The 16,960-nt window shown below is 61.7% G+C and carries 17 protein-coding genes; 5 read left to right on the top strand and 12 right to left on the bottom strand.

Features of this window, described 5'->3' with window-relative positions; translation table 11 throughout:
• Window positions 1-192: 192 nt before the first annotated feature.
• Complete coding sequence (locus tag HX855_RS22740) at window positions 193-1,071, bottom strand: LysR family transcriptional regulator (RefSeq protein WP_177087584.1); 879 nt, start codon at window positions 1,069-1,071, stop codon at window positions 193-195.
• A gap of 216 nt (window positions 1,072-1,287) precedes the next feature.
• On the opposite strand from HX855_RS22740, the gene HX855_RS22745 reads away from it, so the two are divergent.
• Both HX855_RS22745 and HX855_RS22750 read left to right on the top strand, forming a co-directional pair.
• The gene (locus HX855_RS22745) at window positions 1,288-1,476 is read left to right on the top strand and encodes a type II toxin-antitoxin system HicA family toxin (RefSeq protein ID WP_177087582.1); all 189 of its coding nucleotides are present in this window, start codon (window positions 1,288-1,290) and stop codon (window positions 1,474-1,476) included.
• A 21-nt stretch (window positions 1,477-1,497) separates the two neighbouring features.
• Window positions 1,498-1,902, top strand: a complete 405-nt coding sequence (locus HX855_RS22750) for a type II toxin-antitoxin system HicB family antitoxin (protein ID WP_010166194.1) — start codon at window positions 1,498-1,500, stop codon at window positions 1,900-1,902.
• Here the strand turns inward: HX855_RS22750 and HX855_RS22755 are convergent, their stop codons facing one another.
• The gene (locus HX855_RS22755; RefSeq protein WP_169385930.1) at window positions 1,903-3,099 is read right to left on the bottom strand and encodes an MFS transporter; all 1,197 of its coding nucleotides are present in this window, start codon (window positions 3,097-3,099) and stop codon (window positions 1,903-1,905) included. It abuts the gene before it with no gap.
• A gap of 177 nt (window positions 3,100-3,276) precedes the next feature.
• Here HX855_RS22755 and HX855_RS22760 point away from each other — a divergent pair, with 177 nt between their 5' ends.
• A complete protein-coding gene (locus HX855_RS22760) occupies window positions 3,277-3,891 on the top strand; it encodes a DUF5666 domain-containing protein (protein ID WP_177087580.1) in 615 nt (204 codons plus the stop codon).
• A 170-nt stretch (window positions 3,892-4,061) separates the two neighbouring features.
• Here HX855_RS22760 and HX855_RS22765 read toward each other — a convergent pair whose 3' ends face one another.
• From HX855_RS22765 to gcl, 8 genes are all read right to left on the bottom strand, one after another.
• Window positions 4,062-5,066, bottom strand: coding sequence for a sulfate ABC transporter substrate-binding protein (locus HX855_RS22765; protein ID WP_177087579.1), 1,005 nt, complete (start codon window positions 5,064-5,066; stop codon window positions 4,062-4,064).
• A 105-nt stretch (window positions 5,067-5,171) separates the two neighbouring features.
• Window positions 5,172-5,996, bottom strand: a complete 825-nt coding sequence (locus HX855_RS22770) for an ion transporter (RefSeq protein ID WP_177087578.1) — start codon at window positions 5,994-5,996, stop codon at window positions 5,172-5,174.
• Between the two features lie 31 nt (window positions 5,997-6,027).
• A complete protein-coding gene (locus HX855_RS22775) occupies window positions 6,028-6,903 on the bottom strand; it encodes an urea transporter (protein ID WP_177087577.1) in 876 nt (291 codons plus the stop codon).
• A 121-nt stretch (window positions 6,904-7,024) separates the two neighbouring features.
• Window positions 7,025-8,440 carry a pyruvate kinase gene (gene pyk, locus HX855_RS22780; protein WP_177087576.1) on the bottom strand — a complete coding sequence of 472 codons (1,416 nt, stop codon included), beginning with the start codon at window positions 8,438-8,440 and terminating at the stop codon, window positions 7,025-7,027.
• Complete coding sequence (locus HX855_RS22785) at window positions 8,430-9,725, bottom strand: glycerate kinase (protein ID WP_177087575.1); 1,296 nt, start codon at window positions 9,723-9,725, stop codon at window positions 8,430-8,432. The genes pyk and HX855_RS22785 overlap by 11 nt, the downstream gene beginning before the upstream one ends.
• A 188-nt stretch (window positions 9,726-9,913) precedes the next feature.
• Complete coding sequence (locus HX855_RS22790; protein WP_177087574.1) at window positions 9,914-10,804, bottom strand: 2-hydroxy-3-oxopropionate reductase; 891 nt, start codon at window positions 10,802-10,804, stop codon at window positions 9,914-9,916.
• A 129-nt stretch (window positions 10,805-10,933) separates the two neighbouring features.
• The gene (gene hyi, locus HX855_RS22795; RefSeq protein WP_177087573.1) at window positions 10,934-11,716 is read right to left on the bottom strand and encodes a hydroxypyruvate isomerase; all 783 of its coding nucleotides are present in this window, start codon (window positions 11,714-11,716) and stop codon (window positions 10,934-10,936) included.
• A 10-nt stretch (window positions 11,717-11,726) separates the two neighbouring features.
• A complete protein-coding gene (gene gcl, locus HX855_RS22800) occupies window positions 11,727-13,502 on the bottom strand; it encodes a glyoxylate carboligase (RefSeq protein WP_177087572.1) in 1,776 nt (591 codons plus the stop codon).
• Between the two features lie 267 nt (window positions 13,503-13,769).
• On the opposite strand from gcl, the gene HX855_RS22805 reads away from it, so the two are divergent.
• The gene (locus HX855_RS22805; RefSeq protein ID WP_177087571.1) at window positions 13,770-14,210 is read left to right on the top strand and encodes a heme-binding protein; all 441 of its coding nucleotides are present in this window, start codon (window positions 13,770-13,772) and stop codon (window positions 14,208-14,210) included.
• A gap of 115 nt (window positions 14,211-14,325) precedes the next feature.
• Here HX855_RS22805 and HX855_RS22810 read toward each other — a convergent pair whose 3' ends face one another.
• Both HX855_RS22810 and HX855_RS22815 read right to left on the bottom strand, forming a co-directional pair.
• Entirely contained in the window at window positions 14,326-14,784 is a 459-nt protein-coding gene (locus HX855_RS22810) for a transposase (RefSeq protein ID WP_177087570.1), read from the bottom strand.
• Window positions 14,785-14,978: 194 nt separating this feature from the next.
• The gene (locus tag HX855_RS22815) at window positions 14,979-15,584 is read right to left on the bottom strand and encodes a TetR/AcrR family transcriptional regulator (RefSeq protein WP_177087569.1); all 606 of its coding nucleotides are present in this window, start codon (window positions 15,582-15,584) and stop codon (window positions 14,979-14,981) included.
• Window positions 15,585-15,824: 240 nt separating this feature from the next.
• Here HX855_RS22815 and HX855_RS22820 point away from each other — a divergent pair, with 240 nt between their 5' ends.
• Entirely contained in the window at window positions 15,825-16,952 is a 1,128-nt protein-coding gene (locus HX855_RS22820; RefSeq protein ID WP_177087568.1) for an efflux RND transporter periplasmic adaptor subunit, read from the top strand.
• The last annotated feature ends 8 nt before the right edge of the window (window positions 16,953-16,960 follow it).

Here is a 16,960-nt window from a genome sequence, read left to right on the forward strand (position 1 = left end):
CAGTCAATAAATTTGTCGATTGACACTGCGCATTCGCGAGCGAGCCCGCTCCCACCTTAAGCCTTCATCGTTCTCAAAGCTTTATTCCAAACTGGACTGTCAGTGCTTTTCGCCCCTTTGGCGTAAGCCCAAGCGCACGAACCACAATGACCTGACGCTGGCGTTGCAGTGCATCGAGGAGACGGGTGAGGATCAGCGCACCACGCCCTCCACAAACTCGATAAACGCCCGGGCCTTGGCACTGACCATCCGGCCTGTAGGCAACACGGCCCATAAGTCCCGGGGCGGCAATTCCCAGTCGGTGAGGACGGCCTTGACCTCGCCACTGGCGATCTCCGGCATGAACATCCACTCGGCGGTCATCGCCACACCCTGGTGGGACAGCACTCCGGCACGGATGCCTTCGGAAGACGTGACGCGCAGGCGCCCGTGAGGGACCAAGGGGTATTGATGGGCACCCTGAGTGAAGGTCCAGCAGGTGTTTTCGCTCAAGCTATAGATCACCGCCTGGTGGTGCAGGAGGTCTGCCGGGGAGCGGGGTTCGCCATGGCGTTCAAAGTAAGCCGGGGTGCCGAAAATCCGGCAGGGGCTTTGGCCAATCTTGCGGGCCGTCAGGCCGGAGTCACCCAGGTGGCCGATGCGCAGGGCGACGTCGATCCCTTCTTCCACCAGATTGAGCAGGCGGTCGTCGAGTACGACGTCGACGTTCAGACCGGGGTGTTGCTCAAGGAACGGGCCCAGGTTGGGAATGATTTGCAAGCGGCAAAAGGTCACGCCCGCGCTGATGCGCAGGGTGCCCGACAGGCCGTTGCCGGCGCCCCGGGCTGCGTCGTCGGCCTCATTGGCTTCGTCGACCGCGCGTTTGGACTTTTCAAAAAACGCCAGGCCCGCCTCGGTGGGCGTCAGGCCCCGGGTGGAGCGCATCAGCAACCTGACCGCCAGTCGGGCCTCCAGTTGGGCAATGCCTTTGGACACGGCGGGCTGGCCAATGCCCATGCGTTTGGCAGCAGCGGAAAACGAGCCTGTCTCCACGACGTGGACGAAGGTTTCCATGGCGGTGAGGCGGTCCATCGGGGTGTCCTTTTGGCGGTGGCGTTTCGGGAATCATGGGGCCTTTGGGATAACGGGGGAAGTCAGTCGGTTGGCATAGAATTCATTCCCCAAGGGCATGAATGGATGGGTTTCCAACATCCGGTAAAACAGCCACCAGTCAGACTGACGAATTCTGTGCTTGAGTAAAGATAACTCTAGGGTTACTTTTATTCAGGCCGGAGCAAGGAGGCTGTGGTGCAAAGCAGGCTATTGATCAAAGAGCTGCAAGAGGCAGGTTGGGTGCTGGATCGGGTGACGGGCAGCCATCATCTTTTCACCCATCGCTATAACCCGTACACGATACCGGTGCCCCATCCCAAGAAGGATCTGCCCCTGGGCACCGTGCGAAGTATCAGGAAACGTGCCGGGCTGTTTTCGTTTTAGGACGGTTTAAGGAGATTTTCCATGCAATACCCAATCTGTATCGAATGGGGCGATGACTTTGTCGCCACCGGTATTCAGATCCCCGATATTCCGGGCGCTGTGACCGCCGGGGACAGCTTTGAAGAGGCGTACAACGCGGCCGTCGAGGTGGCGCACATCATGCTGCAGGAGATCGCGGCAGAAGGTCGGGTGATTCCGATGCCAACGTCGGTGGCCGCCCACCATGACAATGAGGAATACGCGGGGATGGGCTGGGGGATGCTGGAACTCGACATTTCGCCCTATCTGGGCAAGACCGAGAAGGTCAACGTGACCTTGCCCGGCTATGTGATCCAGCGTATCGACCGCTATGTGCGCGAGCACAAAGTAAAAAGCCGCTCGTCATTTCTGGCGGATGCGGCTTTGGAGAAGTTGGTGCGGTTGTAACTAGGCGGTGGCCACCGCCCCTTGCCGCGATGCACTCAGGAACCGCAACAATGCCACCAGCGGGAAGGCGCTGCCCACCAGCATCACCCCCAGCCAGCCGCCGTGTTCGTACACGCTGCTGGCAATCGCCGAGCCGAAGGCGCCACCGATGAAGATGCTGGTCATGTACAGCGCGTTCAACCGGCTGCGGCTGTTGGCGTCGAGGGCGTAGATGGCGCGTTGGCCGAGGACCATGTTCATCTGCACGCAGAAGTCCAGGACCACGCCGGTCACCGCCAGGCCGATCACGCTGTACAGCGGGTGTACGAAGGCCGGCAGAAAGCTCAGCGCGGCAAACAGCATCGCCAGCAGTGAAGCGCGGTGGGTGTGGCCGGCATCCGCCAGGCGCCCGGCAATGGGCGCGGCGATGGCGCCGAGGGCACCCACCAGGGCAAACAGGGCGATCTGGCTTTGGCTCAGGCCATGGTTGCGGGACAGTTCCAACGGGGCGGCGGTCCAGAACAGGCTAAAGGTGGCAAACATGCAACCCTGGTAAAACGCCCGCTGGCGCAGCACCGGCTGGCGGCGCAGCAAGGTGCCCAGGGAGCCGAGCAATTGGCCGTAGCTGGCGGCGTGATCCGGTTGGCGCTTGGGGATGGTCAGCATCAACACCACGCTGATAAATGCCATCAGTGCGGCGGCGGCCATGAACATGGCGCGCCAGCCGAAATGGTCAGCCACCACGCTGGACACTGGCCGTGCCAGCAGGATACCCAGCAGCAAACCGCCCATGATGCTGCCGACCACCCGGCCACGGGACTCAGCCGGCGCCAGGTGCGCCGCCAGGGGAATCAGGATTTGTACCGACACCGAACTGAAGCCGATCAGCAGCGACACCAGCAGGAACAGGTTCGGCTGTTCGGTGAAGGCTGCGCCCAGCAAACTGGCGATGGCCACCACGGTGGTGATGATCATCAGCCGGCGGTTTTCCAGCAGGTCGCCCAGCGGCACCAGGAAGAACAGGCCCAGGGCATAGCCGATCTGGGTCAGGGACACGATCAGGCTGGCCATGGCCGGCGTGAGGCCGATGTCCGGGGCGATCAGCTCGATGATCGGTTGTGCGTAGTAGATGTTGGCGACGATGGCGCCGCAACAGAACGCAAACAGCATCACCATGCCTCGGGTCATGGTGCTTGTAGCGTGGGGCGTAGCGTTCATGGTGTTCTCATAAAAACGAAGAAAGAGGCGAGCGAGCATAAAGACTGGCCCCGGGCGGGAGTAGCCCGTTTGTGGTGATAACACTCATGCCGGGCATTAATGACTGAAACGTTAACCTTCGGGCTGAAGGTCGATGATACATTCAGTCACAACTGCATAAACAGGAAATCGACTGCCATGAAGATGACATTCAACAAAATGCTCTTGGCCTCAAGCCTGGCCGCGCTGATGACCACGGGCATCGCCCAGGCCCAGGACGCCCCGCGGGTGGGCGTGCGTGGCGCAATTACCGCCATCGACGGTGACGCGATGCACGTCAAGGTCAGGAGCGGTGAAGACGTGACCGTGCACCTGACCAAGGACACCCTGGTGCGCGCTGTTACCCTGGCCAAAATCGAAGACATCAAGCCTGGCAGTTACATCGGCTCGGCGGCGATGCCCAATGCGGATGGTTCGCTGACCGCCCTGGAAGTGCATGTGTTCCCACCGGCCATGGCGGGCACAGGCGACGGGCACCGTGCGTTCGACCTGAAGGAAGGCAGCAGCATGACCAACGGCACCGTGGGTGACCTGGTGGTGAGCAATGGCCGCACATTGACGGTGAAGTACAAGGGTGGCGAGCAGAAGATCGTGGTGCCGGAGGATGTGCCGATCGTCAACCTGGAACCGGGTGATCGCAGCTTGCTGAAGCCAGGGGTGAAGGTGGTGATGTTTGCGGCGAAGGGCGAGGATGGGAGCGTGACGGCCCAGGCGATTTCTGCCGGGAAAGATGGCGTGACACCGCCGATGTAACAGCTGAGCGCTGGAGCAAATGTGGGAGCGGGCTTGTGTGGGAGCCGGGCTTGCCCGCGATGCAGGCACCTCGGTCTATCAGACAAACCGAGGTGAGGCTATCGCGGGCAAGCCCGGCTCCCACAAAAGCCAGCTCCCACACTGGACTGCATTTCTTCAGTTAGAGCGGATTACTGCCCGCTGTAGATCTGGTCAAAAACCCCACCATCATTGAAGTGGGTCTTCTGCACCGTACGCCAGTCACCAAAGGTCTTCTCGACCGACAGGAAGTCGACTTTCGGGAAGCGGTCGGTGTACTTGGCCAGCACTTTCGGGTCCCGTGGACGCAGGTAGTTGTTGGCCGCAATTTCCTGGCCTTCCGGCGACCACAGGTACTTCAGGTATTCCTCGGCAGCCACGCGGGTGCCTTTCTTGTCGACCACTTTGTCGACCACCGACACCGGCGGCTCAGCCTCAGCGGAAACGCTTGGGTAGATCACTTCAAACTGATCGCGGCCAAATTCACGGGCGATCATTTCGGCTTCGTTTTCAAACGTCACCAGCACGTCGCCGATCTGGTTGGTCATGAACGTGGTGGTGGCGGCACGGCCACCGGTGTCCAGCACGGGGGCGTGTTTGAACAGGTCGCCCACGAACTTCTTGGCCTTCTCTTCGTCACCGCCGTTCTTCAACACATAACCCCAGGCCGACAGGTAGGTGTAGCGGCCGTTACCGGAGGTTTTCGGGTTCGGTACGATGACTTGCACGCCATCCTTGAGCAAATCCGGCCAGTCTTTCAGGGCTTTCGGGTTGCCTTTGCGCACGATGAACACCGTGGCCGAGGTGAACGGCGCGCTGTTGTCCGGCAGGCGGGTAACCCAGTTGTCCGGGACCAGTTTGCCGTTGTCGGCCAGGGCGTTGATGTCGGTGGCCATGTTCATGGTGATCACATCAGCCGGCAGGCCGTCGATCACCGAGCGCGCTTGTTTGCTCGAACCACCGAAGGACATCTGCAGGGTCAGCTTGTCGTCTGGATGCTCGGCAGCCCAGTGCTTCTGGAAGGCCGCGTTGTAGTCTTTGTAGAAGTCGCGCATCACGTCGTAGGAGACGTTGAGCAGGGTGACCGGGGCGGCCTGGACGACGCCAGCCAGTGCGAGGCCGGCGGCCAGGAGAGAGGCGCTAACGAGTTTTTTCACTGCTCATTCCTTGTTGTTCGAGAAGGTTTTGAAACACATAGGGGCAATATGCCAGCGACTATAGCCGGGGGCGCATAGTCGCTTAAAGATTAAAAAGAACTTTGCTTATTCCACTTTCTTAAACAACCCATTGCCACAGCGCGAGCAAAACGCTGCGTTGGGTTCGTGGGTGTTTTTCCTGCACACCGGGCACTCATGTTCCAGTTGCTCACCGCGCATGGCATTGGCCAGTTCGGCGGTAAAAATCCCGGTGGGTACCGCGATAATGGAATAACCGGTGATCATCACCAGCGACGAAATCACCTGGCCCAGCGGCGTGACCGGCACGATATCGCCAAAGCCCACGGTGGTCAGGGTCACGATCGCCCAATAAATGCCCTTGGGAATGCTGGTAAAGCCGTGCTCCGGGCCTTCGATCACGTACATCAAGGTGCCGAACACCGTGACCAGGGTGCAGACGCTGAGCAAAAACACCACGATCTTCTGCTTGCTGCCCCGCAGTGCCGACATCAGGTAGTTGGCCTGCTTGAGGTACGGCCCAAGCTTGAGCACCCGGAAGATCCGCAGCATCCGGATGATCCGGATAATCAGCAGGTACTGCGCGTCGCTGTAATACAGCGCCAGGATCCCGGGCACGATCGCCAGTAAATCCACCAGCCCGTAAAAGCTGAAGGCATAGCGCAACGGCTTGGGCGAGCAATACAGCCGCAACCCGTACTCGATGGCAAAGATGATGGTGAAGCCCCACTCGATGTAGGCCAGCACGTTGGCGTAGTTGTCGTGGACCGCCTGGATACTGTCGAGGATCACGATCACCAGGCTGGCGAGGATGATCAGCAGCAGGGTGCTGTCGAAGCGTCGGCCGGCTGGGGTGTCGCTTTGGAAAACCATGACGTAGAGACGTTCACGCCAGTGCTTGTTGCTGTCCATGGAAGTCGCCTGAATCGAAGATCAGCGAAGCCTAGGGGGATTCGAAGGGGCTGTCCATGCGGGCTTTCTGCATCACCCGCTGACTGGCGCGCACCAGCCAGCAGGCCAGGATAAACGGTGCGGTCAGTGCGGGCAGGTTCAGGCCGGTGAAGCCGGGGGTGAGGATGATCGCCAGGACGATGCCGATCAGCGGCAACCAGGGTTGGCGGCGATGCTGGCTGAGGGCCAGGGCGGCCAGTGCCGGGTTATAGCTGTGCAGGCCGAGCAGGGCGCGGGTGGGTTCGTCCATCAACAGGGCGATCAGCACGCCGAGGCTCGCGCCGGTCAACGCCCACCACGCGGCGCGGGGGCTGGCGAGCAGCAGGCCGAAGGCGATCAACAGGCCGGCCAGGGCGTGGTCCAGCAGGATGACTTGGGCCAGGCCTTTAAACGGCGCGCAGAGGAGGGCCCAGGCCCCGGGTTCGCTGGCGGCCACTGCGGCGGGCGCGGTGGTGCCGAGCAGCAGCCAGCCGAACGCCACAAAGGGGGCGGTGTAGGCGGGCAGGTCGTCGGGGTTGGCGGCGCGTTTGAGCCACTGGCGGGTGAGGATTGCACTGAGGCCGCCGCAGGCGAGGATCAACGGTGGCAACAGCGCCGACCAGGTGAAATGCTGGCTGATCAGCAAACCGAGCAGCACGCCGTTGTAGCTATAGAGGCCGGCCTGGCGCTCGGCCTTGGGGTAGCCGCGGCGTTGGGCGGTCAGTAAACCGGCGACACCGCCCAGCAGTGCGCCGCCGAGCAGCGCCGGGGCGCCGACAAGGATCGCCAGCAGGCAGAGCAGGCCGCACAGCGGGTGGCGCTGGAGGAAAATCTGGCTGAAGCCGTTGAGCAGGGCTTCGGCCCAGTCGGGGCAGGGTTGGTTGGGCATGGTGGGTGAGTCTGAGGGACCGAGTTGCCCCCATCGCAGGCAAGCCAGCTCCCACATTTGAACGGGTTCACAAATCAAAATGTGGGAGCCGGGCTTGCCCGCGATGAGGCCCTTACAGGCGCTAGATCAACGTCTCTATCCGTAGTGAGTTAGTAGACCCCGGCTGCCCAAACGGCACCCCCGCGGTAATCACCAAGGTATCCCCGCGCTGCGCCATCCCTTGTGCCTGGGCAATCTCCAGCGCCGTTGAGCACACCTCATCCACCTGCCGCAGCCGGTCATTCACCACCGAGTGCACGCCCCACGCCACGCTCAAGCGCCGCGCCGTGGACAGGTTCGGCGTGAGGTTGAGGATCGGTACCGTCGGCCGTTCCCGCGCGGCCCGCAGGCTGGAGGTGCCCGACTCGCTGTAGTTCACCAGCACCGCCACCGGCAGGATGCTGCTGATACGGCGAATGGCGCAACTGATGGCGTCCGACACCGTGGCATCCGCCTTGGGCCGGCTGACGTCCAGTTGAGCCTGGTAATCCGGGCCGTTTTCCACCTGGCGAATGATCTTGCTCATCATCAGCACGGCTTCCAGCGGGTATTCGCCGGAAGCGGTTTCCGCCGACAGCATCACCGCGTCCGCACCTTCTGCCACCGCATTGGCCACATCAGTGACTTCGGCGCGGGTAGGCGCCGGGGAGAAGCGCATCGACTCAAGCATCTGCGTGGCCACCACCACCGGTTTGCCCAGCTGGCGGCACAGACCAATGATGTCCTTCTGGATTTGCGGCACGCTTTCCGCTGGCACTTCCACCCCCAGGTCCCCTCTGGCGACCATGATCGCCTCGCTCAGCTCGGCGATTTCCTGCAGGCGCTTCACCGCCGACGGCTTCTCGATCTTGGCCATCAGGAACGCTTTGTCGCCGATCAGCTCGCGGGCTTCGCGAATGTCTTCCGGGCGCTGCACAAACGACAGCGCCACCCAGTCCACACCCAGCTCCAGGCCAAAGCTCAGGTCGCGGCGGTCCTTGGCGGTCAGCGGGCTGAGTTCCAGCAGGGCCTGGGGCACGTTCACGCCTTTGCGGTCCGACAGTTCGCCGCCATTGAGCACGGTGGTGTCGATGGCGTCGGCGTGCTGGGTGATCACCCGCAGGCGCAGCTTGCCGTCGTCCAGCAACAGGTCCATGCCGGGCTTCAAGGCCGCGATGATTTCCGGGTGCGGCAGGTTGACCCGTCGCTGGTCACCGGGCGTCGGGTCCAGGTCCAGGCGCAGTGCCTGGCCACGAACCAGTTGGACCTTGCCCTCGGCAAAGCACCCGACCCGAAGCTTCGGCCCTTGCAGGTCCATGAGGATGCCGAGGGGGTAATTCAGCTGGCGCTCCACCTGACGAATCCACTGGTAGCGCTTGGCATGGTCGGCGTGATCGCCGTGGCTGAAGTTCAGGCGGAAGATGTTCACCCCGGCTTCCACCAGCTCGCGGATGTCGTCGATGCTGTCGGTGGCCGGGCCGAGCGTGGCGAGGATTTTGACCTTCTTGTCAGGCGTCATGTTCAGGGGACTCTCTTTCAGGGCTTTCAAGAATCAGAATGGCGCGAAAATCGTTGACGTTGGTGCGGGTCGGTTCGGTGATGATCAGGCCGTCGAGGGCCGCGAAGTAGCCGTAGCCATTGTTGTTGTCCAGCTCGTCGCTGGCGCTCAGGCCCAGGGCCTCGGCGCGGGCGTAGCTGGTGGGCGTCATGATCGCGCCGGCGTTGTCTTCGGAGCCGTCGATGCCGTCGGTGTCACCCGCCAGGGCGTAGACGCCGGGCAGGCCCTTGAGGCTGTCGGTGAGGCTCAGGAGGAACTCGGCATTGCGTCCGCCACGGCCATTACCGCGCACGGTCACGGTGGTTTCCCCGCCGGAGATGATCACGCAGGGCGCCGCCAGCGGCTGGCCATGCTGGATGATTTGCCGGGCAATGCCCGCGTGCACCTTGGCCACGTCCCGCGCTTCGCCTTCCAGGTCGCCGAGGATCAGCGGGCTGAAACCGGCCTGGCGGACTTTTACCGCCACCGCTTCGAGGGATTGCTGTGGGCGGGCAATAAGCTGGAAATGGCTGCGGGCGAGCACCGGGTCGCCGGGTTTGACCGTTTCCGACGCCGGGCTTTGCAGCCAGGTACGGACCGACGCCGGGATTTCAATCTGGTAGCGCTTGAGGATCGCCAGGGCCTGTTGCGACGTGCTCGGATCGCCGACGGTAGGGCCCGACGCGATGACGGTGGCCTGGTCCCCCGGCACATCGGAAATGGCGTAGGTGTAGACCGTGGCCGGCCAGCTGGCCTTGGCCAGGCGGCCACCCTTGATCGCCGAAAGGTGCTTGCGCACGCAGTTCATCTCGCCAATGGTGGCGCCGGATTTGAGCAGGGCTTTGTTGATGGTTTGCTTGTCCGCCAGGGTGATGCCGGCGGCCGGCAGGGCGAGCAGTGCAGAGCCACCGCCAGACAGCAAAAAGATCACGCGGTCGTCTTCGCCCAGGTTGCTGATCAGCTCCAGCACACGCTTGGCCACCGCTTGGCCGGCGGCATCCGGGACCGGGTGTGCGGCTTCGACCACTTCAATTTTCTTGCAGGGCGCGCCATGGCCGTAGCGGGTGACCACCAGGCCCGAGACTTCGCCTTGCCAGCAGTTTTCCACCACCAGCGCCATGGCGGCCGCGGCTTTACCGGCGCCGATCACGATGACGCGGCCGCTGCGGTCGGCAGGCAGATAGGGTTCGAGGACTTGCCGGGGGTGGGCAGCGTCGATGGCTGTGGCAAACAGCTCGCGAAGCAGGTGTTGCGGATCGACCGACATAAGCGGGCTCCCGGGGATTCTTGTTATTAGGGGTGACTCAAATTCGATGTGAAATGCGGTCAAACATGTGGGAGCTGGCTTGCCTGCGATGGCGGTGTGTCAGGCGATGAGTCGGTGTCTGAACGACCGCTATCGCAGGCAAGCCAGCTCCCACACTTGATTGCATTCCAAGGTAGGAGCGCTGTTGTTTACTTATCGCGAATCGAAAAATTCGCCATATGTTCCAGGCCCTTGATCAGCGCCGAGTGGTCCCAGTTGCCGCCACCGATGGCCGTGCAGGTGCTGAACACCTGTTGGGTGCCGGCGGTGTTCGGCAGGTTGATCCCCAGCTCCTTGGCGCCGGCCAGGGCCAGGTTCAAGTCCTTCTGGTGCAGGCTGATGCGGAAGCCCGGATCGAAGGTGCCCTTGATCATTCGCTCGCCATGCACTTCGAGGATTTTCGAGGAAGCAAAACCGCCCATCAGCGCTTCACGCACCTTGGCCGGGTCGGCACCGTTTTTCGAGGCGAAGAGCAGCGCTTCGGCCACCGCCTGAATGTTCAGGGCAACGATGATCTGGTTAGCCACCTTGGCGGTCTGGCCATCGCCATTGCCGCCCACCAGGGTGATGTTCTTGCCCATGGCCTGGAACAGCGGCAGGGCGCGTTCGAAGGTGTGCGGGTCGCCGCCGATCATGATGCTCAGGGTGCCGGCCTTGGCACCGACTTCACCACCGGACACGGGGGCGTCGAGGTAGCGCGCGCCGGTCTCGTTGATCTTCGCGGCAAAGGCCTTGGTGGCGGTGGGCGAGATCGAGCTCATGTCGATCACCACTTTGTTCGGCCCCAGGCCGGCGGCCACACCGTCGGCGCGGAACAGCACATCGTCGACCTGCGGGGTGTCGGGCACCATGACGATGATGAATTCGGCTTCCTGGGCCACCTGCTGCGGGTTGGCCAGGGCCACCGCACCTGCGTTGATCAGTTCCGCCGGGGCCTTGCCGTGGTGCTCGGACAGGAACAGTTGGTGCCCGGCCTTTTGCAGGTTGGCGGCCATGGGTTGGCCCATGATGCCGGTGCCGATAAATCCGATTTTAGCCATGACGAAAATCCTCTTATTGTTTTTGTGGGAGCCGGGCTTGCCCGCGATGGCATCACCGCGGTGCAACTGAGAAACCGAGTTGCCTGCATCGCGGGCAAGCCCGGCTCCCACAGGGTTCTGTGTTGTGGGTTAGATGGCGTTGTGGGTTTTCAACCAACCCAAACCCGCTTCGGTGGTGGTCAACGGCTTGTACTCACAGCCGACCCAACCCTGATACCCAATGCGGTCCAGATGTTCGAACAGGAAGCGGTAGTTGATCTCACCGGTGCCCGGCTCGTTGCGCCCCGGGTTGTCGGCCAGCTGGATGTGGTTGATCTCACCCAGGTGTGCAGCCATGGTGCGGGCCAGGTCGCCTTCCATGATTTGCATGTGATAGATGTCGTATTGCAGGAACAGGTTGGCACTGCCCACCTGCTCGCGGATCGACAGGGCCTGCGCCGTGTTGTTCAGGTAGAAACCCGGAATGTCACGGGTGTTGATGGCTTCCATCACCAACTTGATGCCCACCGCTTGCAGCTTGTCGGCGGCGTACTTGAGGTTGGCGACGAAGGTTTTTTCCAGGGTGGCATCGTCCACACCGGCAGGACGAATCCCCGCCAGGCAGTTGATCTGGGTATTGCCCAGCACTTGGGCGTAGGCGATGGCCAGGTTGACCCCGGCGCGGAACTCTTCGACCCGGTCCGGGTGGCACGCCAGGCCGCGTTCGCCCTTGGCCCAGTCCCCGGCCGGCAGGTTGAACAGCACTTGGGTCAGGCCGTGGGCATCGAGTTGCGCCTTGATTTCAGCCGAGCTGAATTCATAGGGGAACAGGTATTCCACACCACTGAACCCCGCGTCGGCGGCGACTTTGAAACGGGCAAGAAAGTCCTGTTCGGTAAACAGCATGGACAGGTTGGCGGCAAAACGCGGCATGGGGTTCTCCTTAATCGAGCAGTGAAATGGCAGTTGGCGCGTCGTTGCCCACCAGTGCCAGATCTTCGAATTCATTGACGGCGTTGATCTCGGTGCCCATGGAAATATTGGTCACCCGCTCCAGAATAATCTCAACGATCACCGGAACCTTGAATTCTTCGATCATCTCTTGAGCCTTGCGCAGTGCCGGCTGGATCTGACCCGGCTCGAACACCCGCAGGGCCTTGCAACCCAGGCCTTCGGCAACGGCCACGTGGTCGACGCCATACCCGTTGAGTTCCGGCGCGTTGAGGTTGTCGAAGGACAGCTGCACGCAGTAGTCCATTTCAAACCCACGCTGGGCCTGGCGAATCAGCCCCAGGTAGGAGTTGTTCACCACCACGTGGATGTACGGCAGCTTGAACTGTGCGCCCACGGCCAGCTCTTCGATCATGAACTGGAAATCATAGTCGCCGGACAACGCCACCACTTTGCGGGTCGGGTCGGCCTTGACCACACCCAGCGCTGCCGGGATGGTCCAGCCGAGCGGGCCGGCCTGGCCGCAGTTGATCCAGTGGCGCGGTTTGTAGACGTGCAGGAACTGCGCACCGGCAATCTGCGACAGGCCGATGGTGCTGACGTAGCAGGTGTCTTTGCCGAACACCTGGTTCATCTCTTCATACACCCGTTGCGGCTTGACCGGCACGTTGTCGAAGTGGGTCTTGCGGTGCAGGGTGGCCTTGCGCTGCTGGCAATCGTGGAGCCAGGCGCTGCGGTCCTTGAGCTTGCCGGCGGCTTTCCACTCGCGGGCCACTTCAATGAACAGGGTCAGGGCGGAACCGGCGTCGGACACGATGCCCAGGTCTGGCGTGAACACGCGGCCGATTTGGGTGGGCTCGATGTCCACGTGAATGAATTTGCGGCCCTCGGTGTACACCTCGACCGAACCGGTGTGGCGGTTGGCCCAGCGGTTACCGATGCCCAGCACCATGTCCGATTTGAGCATCGTCGCGTTGCCGTAGCGATGGGAGGTTTGCAGGCCGACCATGCCCACCATTTGCGGGTGATCGTCCGGGATCGTGCCCCAGCCCATCAAGGTCGGGATCACCGGGATGCCGGTCAGCTCGGCGAACTCCACCAGCAGTTCGCTGGCGTCGGCGTTGATCACGCCGCCACCGCTCACCAGCAACGGGCGTTCGGCCTGGTCCAGCAGGGCCAGGGCTTTTTCCACCTGGATGCGGGTGGCCAGTGGCTTGGCCAGAGGCAGCGGCTGGTAGGCGTCGATGTCAAATTCGATCTCGGCCATTTGTACGTCGAACGGCAGGTCGATCAACGCCGGGCCTGGGCGGCCGGAGCGCATTTCATAGAAGGCTTTCTGGAAAGCGTACGGCACCTGGCCGGGCTCCATCACCATGGTTGCCCACTTGGTCACCGGCTTGACGATGCTGGTGATGTCGACGGCCTGGAAATCTTCCTTGTGCATCCGTGCACGTGGCGCCTGGCCGGTGATGCACAGGATCGGGATCGAGTCGGCCCAGGCGCTGTACAGGCCGGTGACCATGTCGGTGCCCGCCGGGCCCGAGGTGCCGATGCACACGCCGATGTTGCCGGCCTTGGTGCGGGTATAGCCCTCGGCCATGTGCGAGGCGCCTTCAACATGGCGAGCAAGGACGTGATCGATGCCACCGACCTTCTGCAAGGCCGAATACAGCGGGTTGATCGCGGCGCCCGGGATACCGAAGGCGGTGTCGACCCCTTCACGGCGCATCACCAGGACAGCGGCTTCGATTGCTCTCATTTTGCTCATGATTTTGGTGCCTCTTGCGTTTTGTAATTGTATACAAGTGGTGTTGGTCCGAAGTGTATTCACGGCGAGCGGGGCAGGTCAATCCATTTTCTTGGCTGGCCTTTACGTTCGTCGGAAGGCTTCTGGACAGGAATATTTCGACGTGTGGTGCGTATGTTTCGAAATATTGTATACAAAAAATAAATCTATTGTGTTCTATTTGTTGGATTCGGCTTCTGATCAAACAGAGCCCCACGGCTTTCCCATAACAAGATAAGGACGGCACCCATGAGCGCTTTAACCTTGAAAGTCGCAGTCAACCTGGCCAGCCACGCCATCGCGGCAGGCCGCACGATTTCGGCAGCGCCCCTGACCATTGCGGTACTCGACAGCGGCGGGCATTTGATTACCTTGCAGCGCGAAGATGGCGCGAGCCTGCTGCGCCCGCAGATCGCCATTGGCAAAGCCTGGGGCGCGATAGCCCTGGGCAAGGGCTCGCGCTTGCTGGCGCTGGACGCGCAGCAACGGCCGGCGTTTATTGCGGCGTTGAATAGCCTGGGGCAGGGCAGCGTGGTGCCGGCACCGGGCGGCGTGTTGATTCGGAATCAGGAGGGTGTGGTGCTGGGCGCGATCGGGATCAGCGGGGATACGTCGGATATTGACGAGCAGTGCGGGATCAGTGCGATCGAGGGGTTGGGGTTGTTGGCGGATGCCGGGGTGTCTGCATGATTTAAGGTGACTGATCGATAGCTATCGCGGGCAAGCCCGCTCCCACAGTTGAATGTATTCACAAATCAAAATGTGGGAGCGGGCTTGCCCGCGATGGCGGCGACCCGGTCTACAGTCAAAGCCAGATCGCATCCCACAGAGGGTAGTCGCCATATTTCTTCACTAGACCCGCTCTCAGGGGATTGGCCACGATGTACCGGGCTATGCCCTCAAGGCTCTCTTCACGCCGCACGGCATGGTCATGGAAGCCCGGTTGCCAAAGGCGCCCTTGACGCCCGGCAACAGCATTTATGATTCGAGTACTTTTGGATTTGACCTGGCGCATCAGGTCAGCCAGAGAACCGTTTTCCAGTGAAATCAACCAGTGGAAATGATCAGGCATTACCACCCAGGCCAATGAGGTTGCCAGACGTTGGTTCTGGGCAATTCTGAACTGCTGTACCACTAGTCTTCCCAGCTTGAAGTCGCTGAAAATCGGCTCGCGATGAAGTGTGTTGCTGGTCAGAAGATAAATTTGGTTGGTTTCGTTATAACGCCCTGTGCGCAGACGACTTGATGCGGGTAGATCAGGCATTCCGTTGCCCCTTTGCAGAAGTGAGTTCTGAAAGGCTAGATGGGAATGTTTGAGGAGGTGTTCCAGCTTTTGGCAGGATGTGTCTGGGCGATAGCTATCGCGGGCAAGCCCGCTCCCACAGGGGATCTCCGTCCTTCATACATTTTGTGCCTGGCGCAAATCCAGTGTGGGAGCTGGCTTGCCTGCGATGCTCTTCAGTCCGGCTCACACCCTTTAAGCACCAACCGAATAATCGTCTGCGCCGCCGCCTCATAATCCGCTTCATCCAGCTTGGCCTTGCCGGTCACCGCGGAAATCTGCCAGTCAAAATCCGCATACGTCTGCGTCGCCGCCCAGATACTGAACATCAGGTGATGCGGGTCAATCGGCGCAATCAGCCCTCGGTCCACCCAGCTCTGGATGCAGTCGATGTTGTGCTTGGCCTGGGCATTGAGCTGTTCCACCTGCTCAGAGCTCAGGTGCGGGGCGCCGTGCATGATTTCGCTGGCGAACACCTTTGAGGCAAACGGCAAATCCCGGGAGATGCTGATTTTCGAGCGGATGTACCCGCTCAGCACAGCCGAAGGATCGCCCTCCGGATTGAACGGCGTGGAAGCCGCCAGGATCGGCTCGATAATGCTTTCGAGCACCTCGCGGTAGAGGTTGTCCTTGGACTTGAAGTAGTAGTAGACGTTGGGCTTGGGCAGCCCGGCCTTGGCGGCGATGTCGCTGGTTTTGGTCGCGGCGAAGCCCTTGTCGGCAAACTCCTCACTGGCAGCCCGCAGGATCAGTTCTTTGTTGCGCTCGCGAATGGTGCTCATAGACCAGGAGGTTCCTTGCCAAGACAGGCGGTCGGGCATGGTAGCACCGGCTTTGCGCAGGGCTCAAGAATCCCGCCGAAGCCCTTGCACAACGGGGCGCCCAGCTGACTTTGTCTGTCTTGATGCTGAACGCATTCACGGTCGTACAGGCACAGCGCGAGCGCGCTGCTAGAGTTCAGGCAGCGAGCGGCCATTTAGCCTGGCCGCCCCTTCCTGATTTCGGCGTTCGAGAGAGAAACCGTGGAGAAAAGCAGACGACGTACGTTCGCCTGGGCAGTTGGCACGTTGTTACTGGTAGCGTTGTTGATTGCCCTGGGTTTGCACTTCTTTGCAGGTGGGCACAAAGGCAGGCCACCCGCTACCGGCGAACCGGTGGCCGTGGTGCCGGTGGTGTTGCAGGACGTGCCGGTGTATATCGATGCCCTTGGCACTGTCACCCCGACCCGCAGTGTGACCGTGGTCAGCCAGGTCGATGGCATCCTCAGCAGCGTGGCGTTCAAGGAAGGCCAGCACGTCACCCAGGGCCAGGTGATCGCCCGGATCGATGACCGTGCCCTCAAAGCCCAACTGGCGGTGGCCAAGGGCACCCTGGCCCACGACCAGGCCGTGTTGAGCAATGCCCAGCGCGACTTGGTGCGCTACCGCGAACTGGTCAAGGCCGGTTCCACCAGCCAGCAAACCGTCGACACTCAGGCGTCTCTGGTCCAGCAACAGCTGGGTACCGTGGCCGCCGACCAGGGCAATGTGCAGAACCTTGAAGTGCAGGTCGGCTACTGCACCATCACCTCGCCGGTCGACGGTGTGGTGGGCCTGCGCCTGGTCGACCCGGGCAACTACGTCACCACCACCAGCACCACCGGGATCGTGGTGATCACCCAGATGAACCCGGCCACGGTGGTGTTCGCCGTGCCCGAGGATGACCTGGGCGCGATCAACCAGGCCCTGGGCCGTGGCGCGGTGACGGTGCTGGCCTACGACCGCAATAAAAAGGCCTTGCTCGCCACCGGCAGCCTGTTGGCCCTGGATAACCAGGTGGACACCACCACCGGCACCATTAAGGTCAAGGCGCAGTTCGATGATTCGGGCAATGCGCTGTTTCCCAACCAGTTCGTCAATGCGCGCCTGAAAGCCGACACCCTGGCCCAGGTCGCCGTGGTGCCCACCCGGGCGATCCAGCATGGCAGCAAGGGGGATTTCGTGTTTGTGGTCAATGGCAGCAAGGCCAGCCTGCGCAACATCAAGACTGGCCCGTCCATGGGCGATGTGTCGGCGGTGCTCGAAAACGGCGTCAAGCCGGGCGAGCAAGTGATCACCGAGGGCGCCGACAAACTGGATGACGGTTCGGCCGTGAAGGTCGTCGCCCAGTGAGGAGCTGC

The sequence above is a fragment of the Pseudomonas sp. IPO3778 genome, assembly GCF_013386825.1.
Lineage (GTDB): Bacteria > Pseudomonadota > Gammaproteobacteria > Pseudomonadales > Pseudomonadaceae > Aquipseudomonas.

Coding starts and splice junctions, on each gene's coding strand:
- HX855_RS22775 (WP_177087577.1), bottom strand. CDS start 6,903: ATGCCCAACCAACCCTGCCCCGACTGGGCCGAAGCCCTGCTCAACGGC.
- HX855_RS22750 (WP_010166194.1), top strand. CDS start 1,498: ATGCAATACCCAATCTGTATCGAATGGGGCGATGACTTTGTCGCCACC.
- HX855_RS22805 (WP_177087571.1), top strand. CDS start 13,770: ATGAGCGCTTTAACCTTGAAAGTCGCAGTCAACCTGGCCAGCCACGCC.
- gcl (WP_177087572.1), bottom strand. CDS start 13,502: ATGAGCAAAATGAGAGCAATCGAAGCCGCTGTCCTGGTGATGCGCCGT.
- HX855_RS22785 (WP_177087575.1), bottom strand. CDS start 9,725: ATGTCGGTCGATCCGCAACACCTGCTTCGCGAGCTGTTTGCCACAGCC.
- pyk (WP_177087576.1), bottom strand. CDS start 8,440: ATGACGCCTGACAAGAAGGTCAAAATCCTCGCCACGCTCGGCCCGGCC.
- HX855_RS22810 (WP_177087570.1), bottom strand. CDS start 14,784: ATGCCTGATCTACCCGCATCAAGTCGTCTGCGCACAGGGCGTTATAAC.
- HX855_RS22755 (WP_169385930.1), bottom strand. CDS start 3,099: ATGAACGCTACGCCCCACGCTACAAGCACCATGACCCGAGGCATGGTG.
- HX855_RS22740 (WP_177087584.1), bottom strand. CDS start 1,071: ATGGACCGCCTCACCGCCATGGAAACCTTCGTCCACGTCGTGGAGACA.
- HX855_RS22815 (WP_177087569.1), bottom strand. CDS start 15,584: ATGAGCACCATTCGCGAGCGCAACAAAGAACTGATCCTGCGGGCTGCC.
- HX855_RS22770 (WP_177087578.1), bottom strand. CDS start 5,996: ATGGACAGCAACAAGCACTGGCGTGAACGTCTCTACGTCATGGTTTTC.
- HX855_RS22790 (WP_177087574.1), bottom strand. CDS start 10,804: ATGGCTAAAATCGGATTTATCGGCACCGGCATCATGGGCCAACCCATG.
- hyi (WP_177087573.1), bottom strand. CDS start 11,716: ATGCCGCGTTTTGCCGCCAACCTGTCCATGCTGTTTACCGAACAGGAC.
- HX855_RS22760 (WP_177087580.1), top strand. CDS start 3,277: ATGAAGATGACATTCAACAAAATGCTCTTGGCCTCAAGCCTGGCCGCG.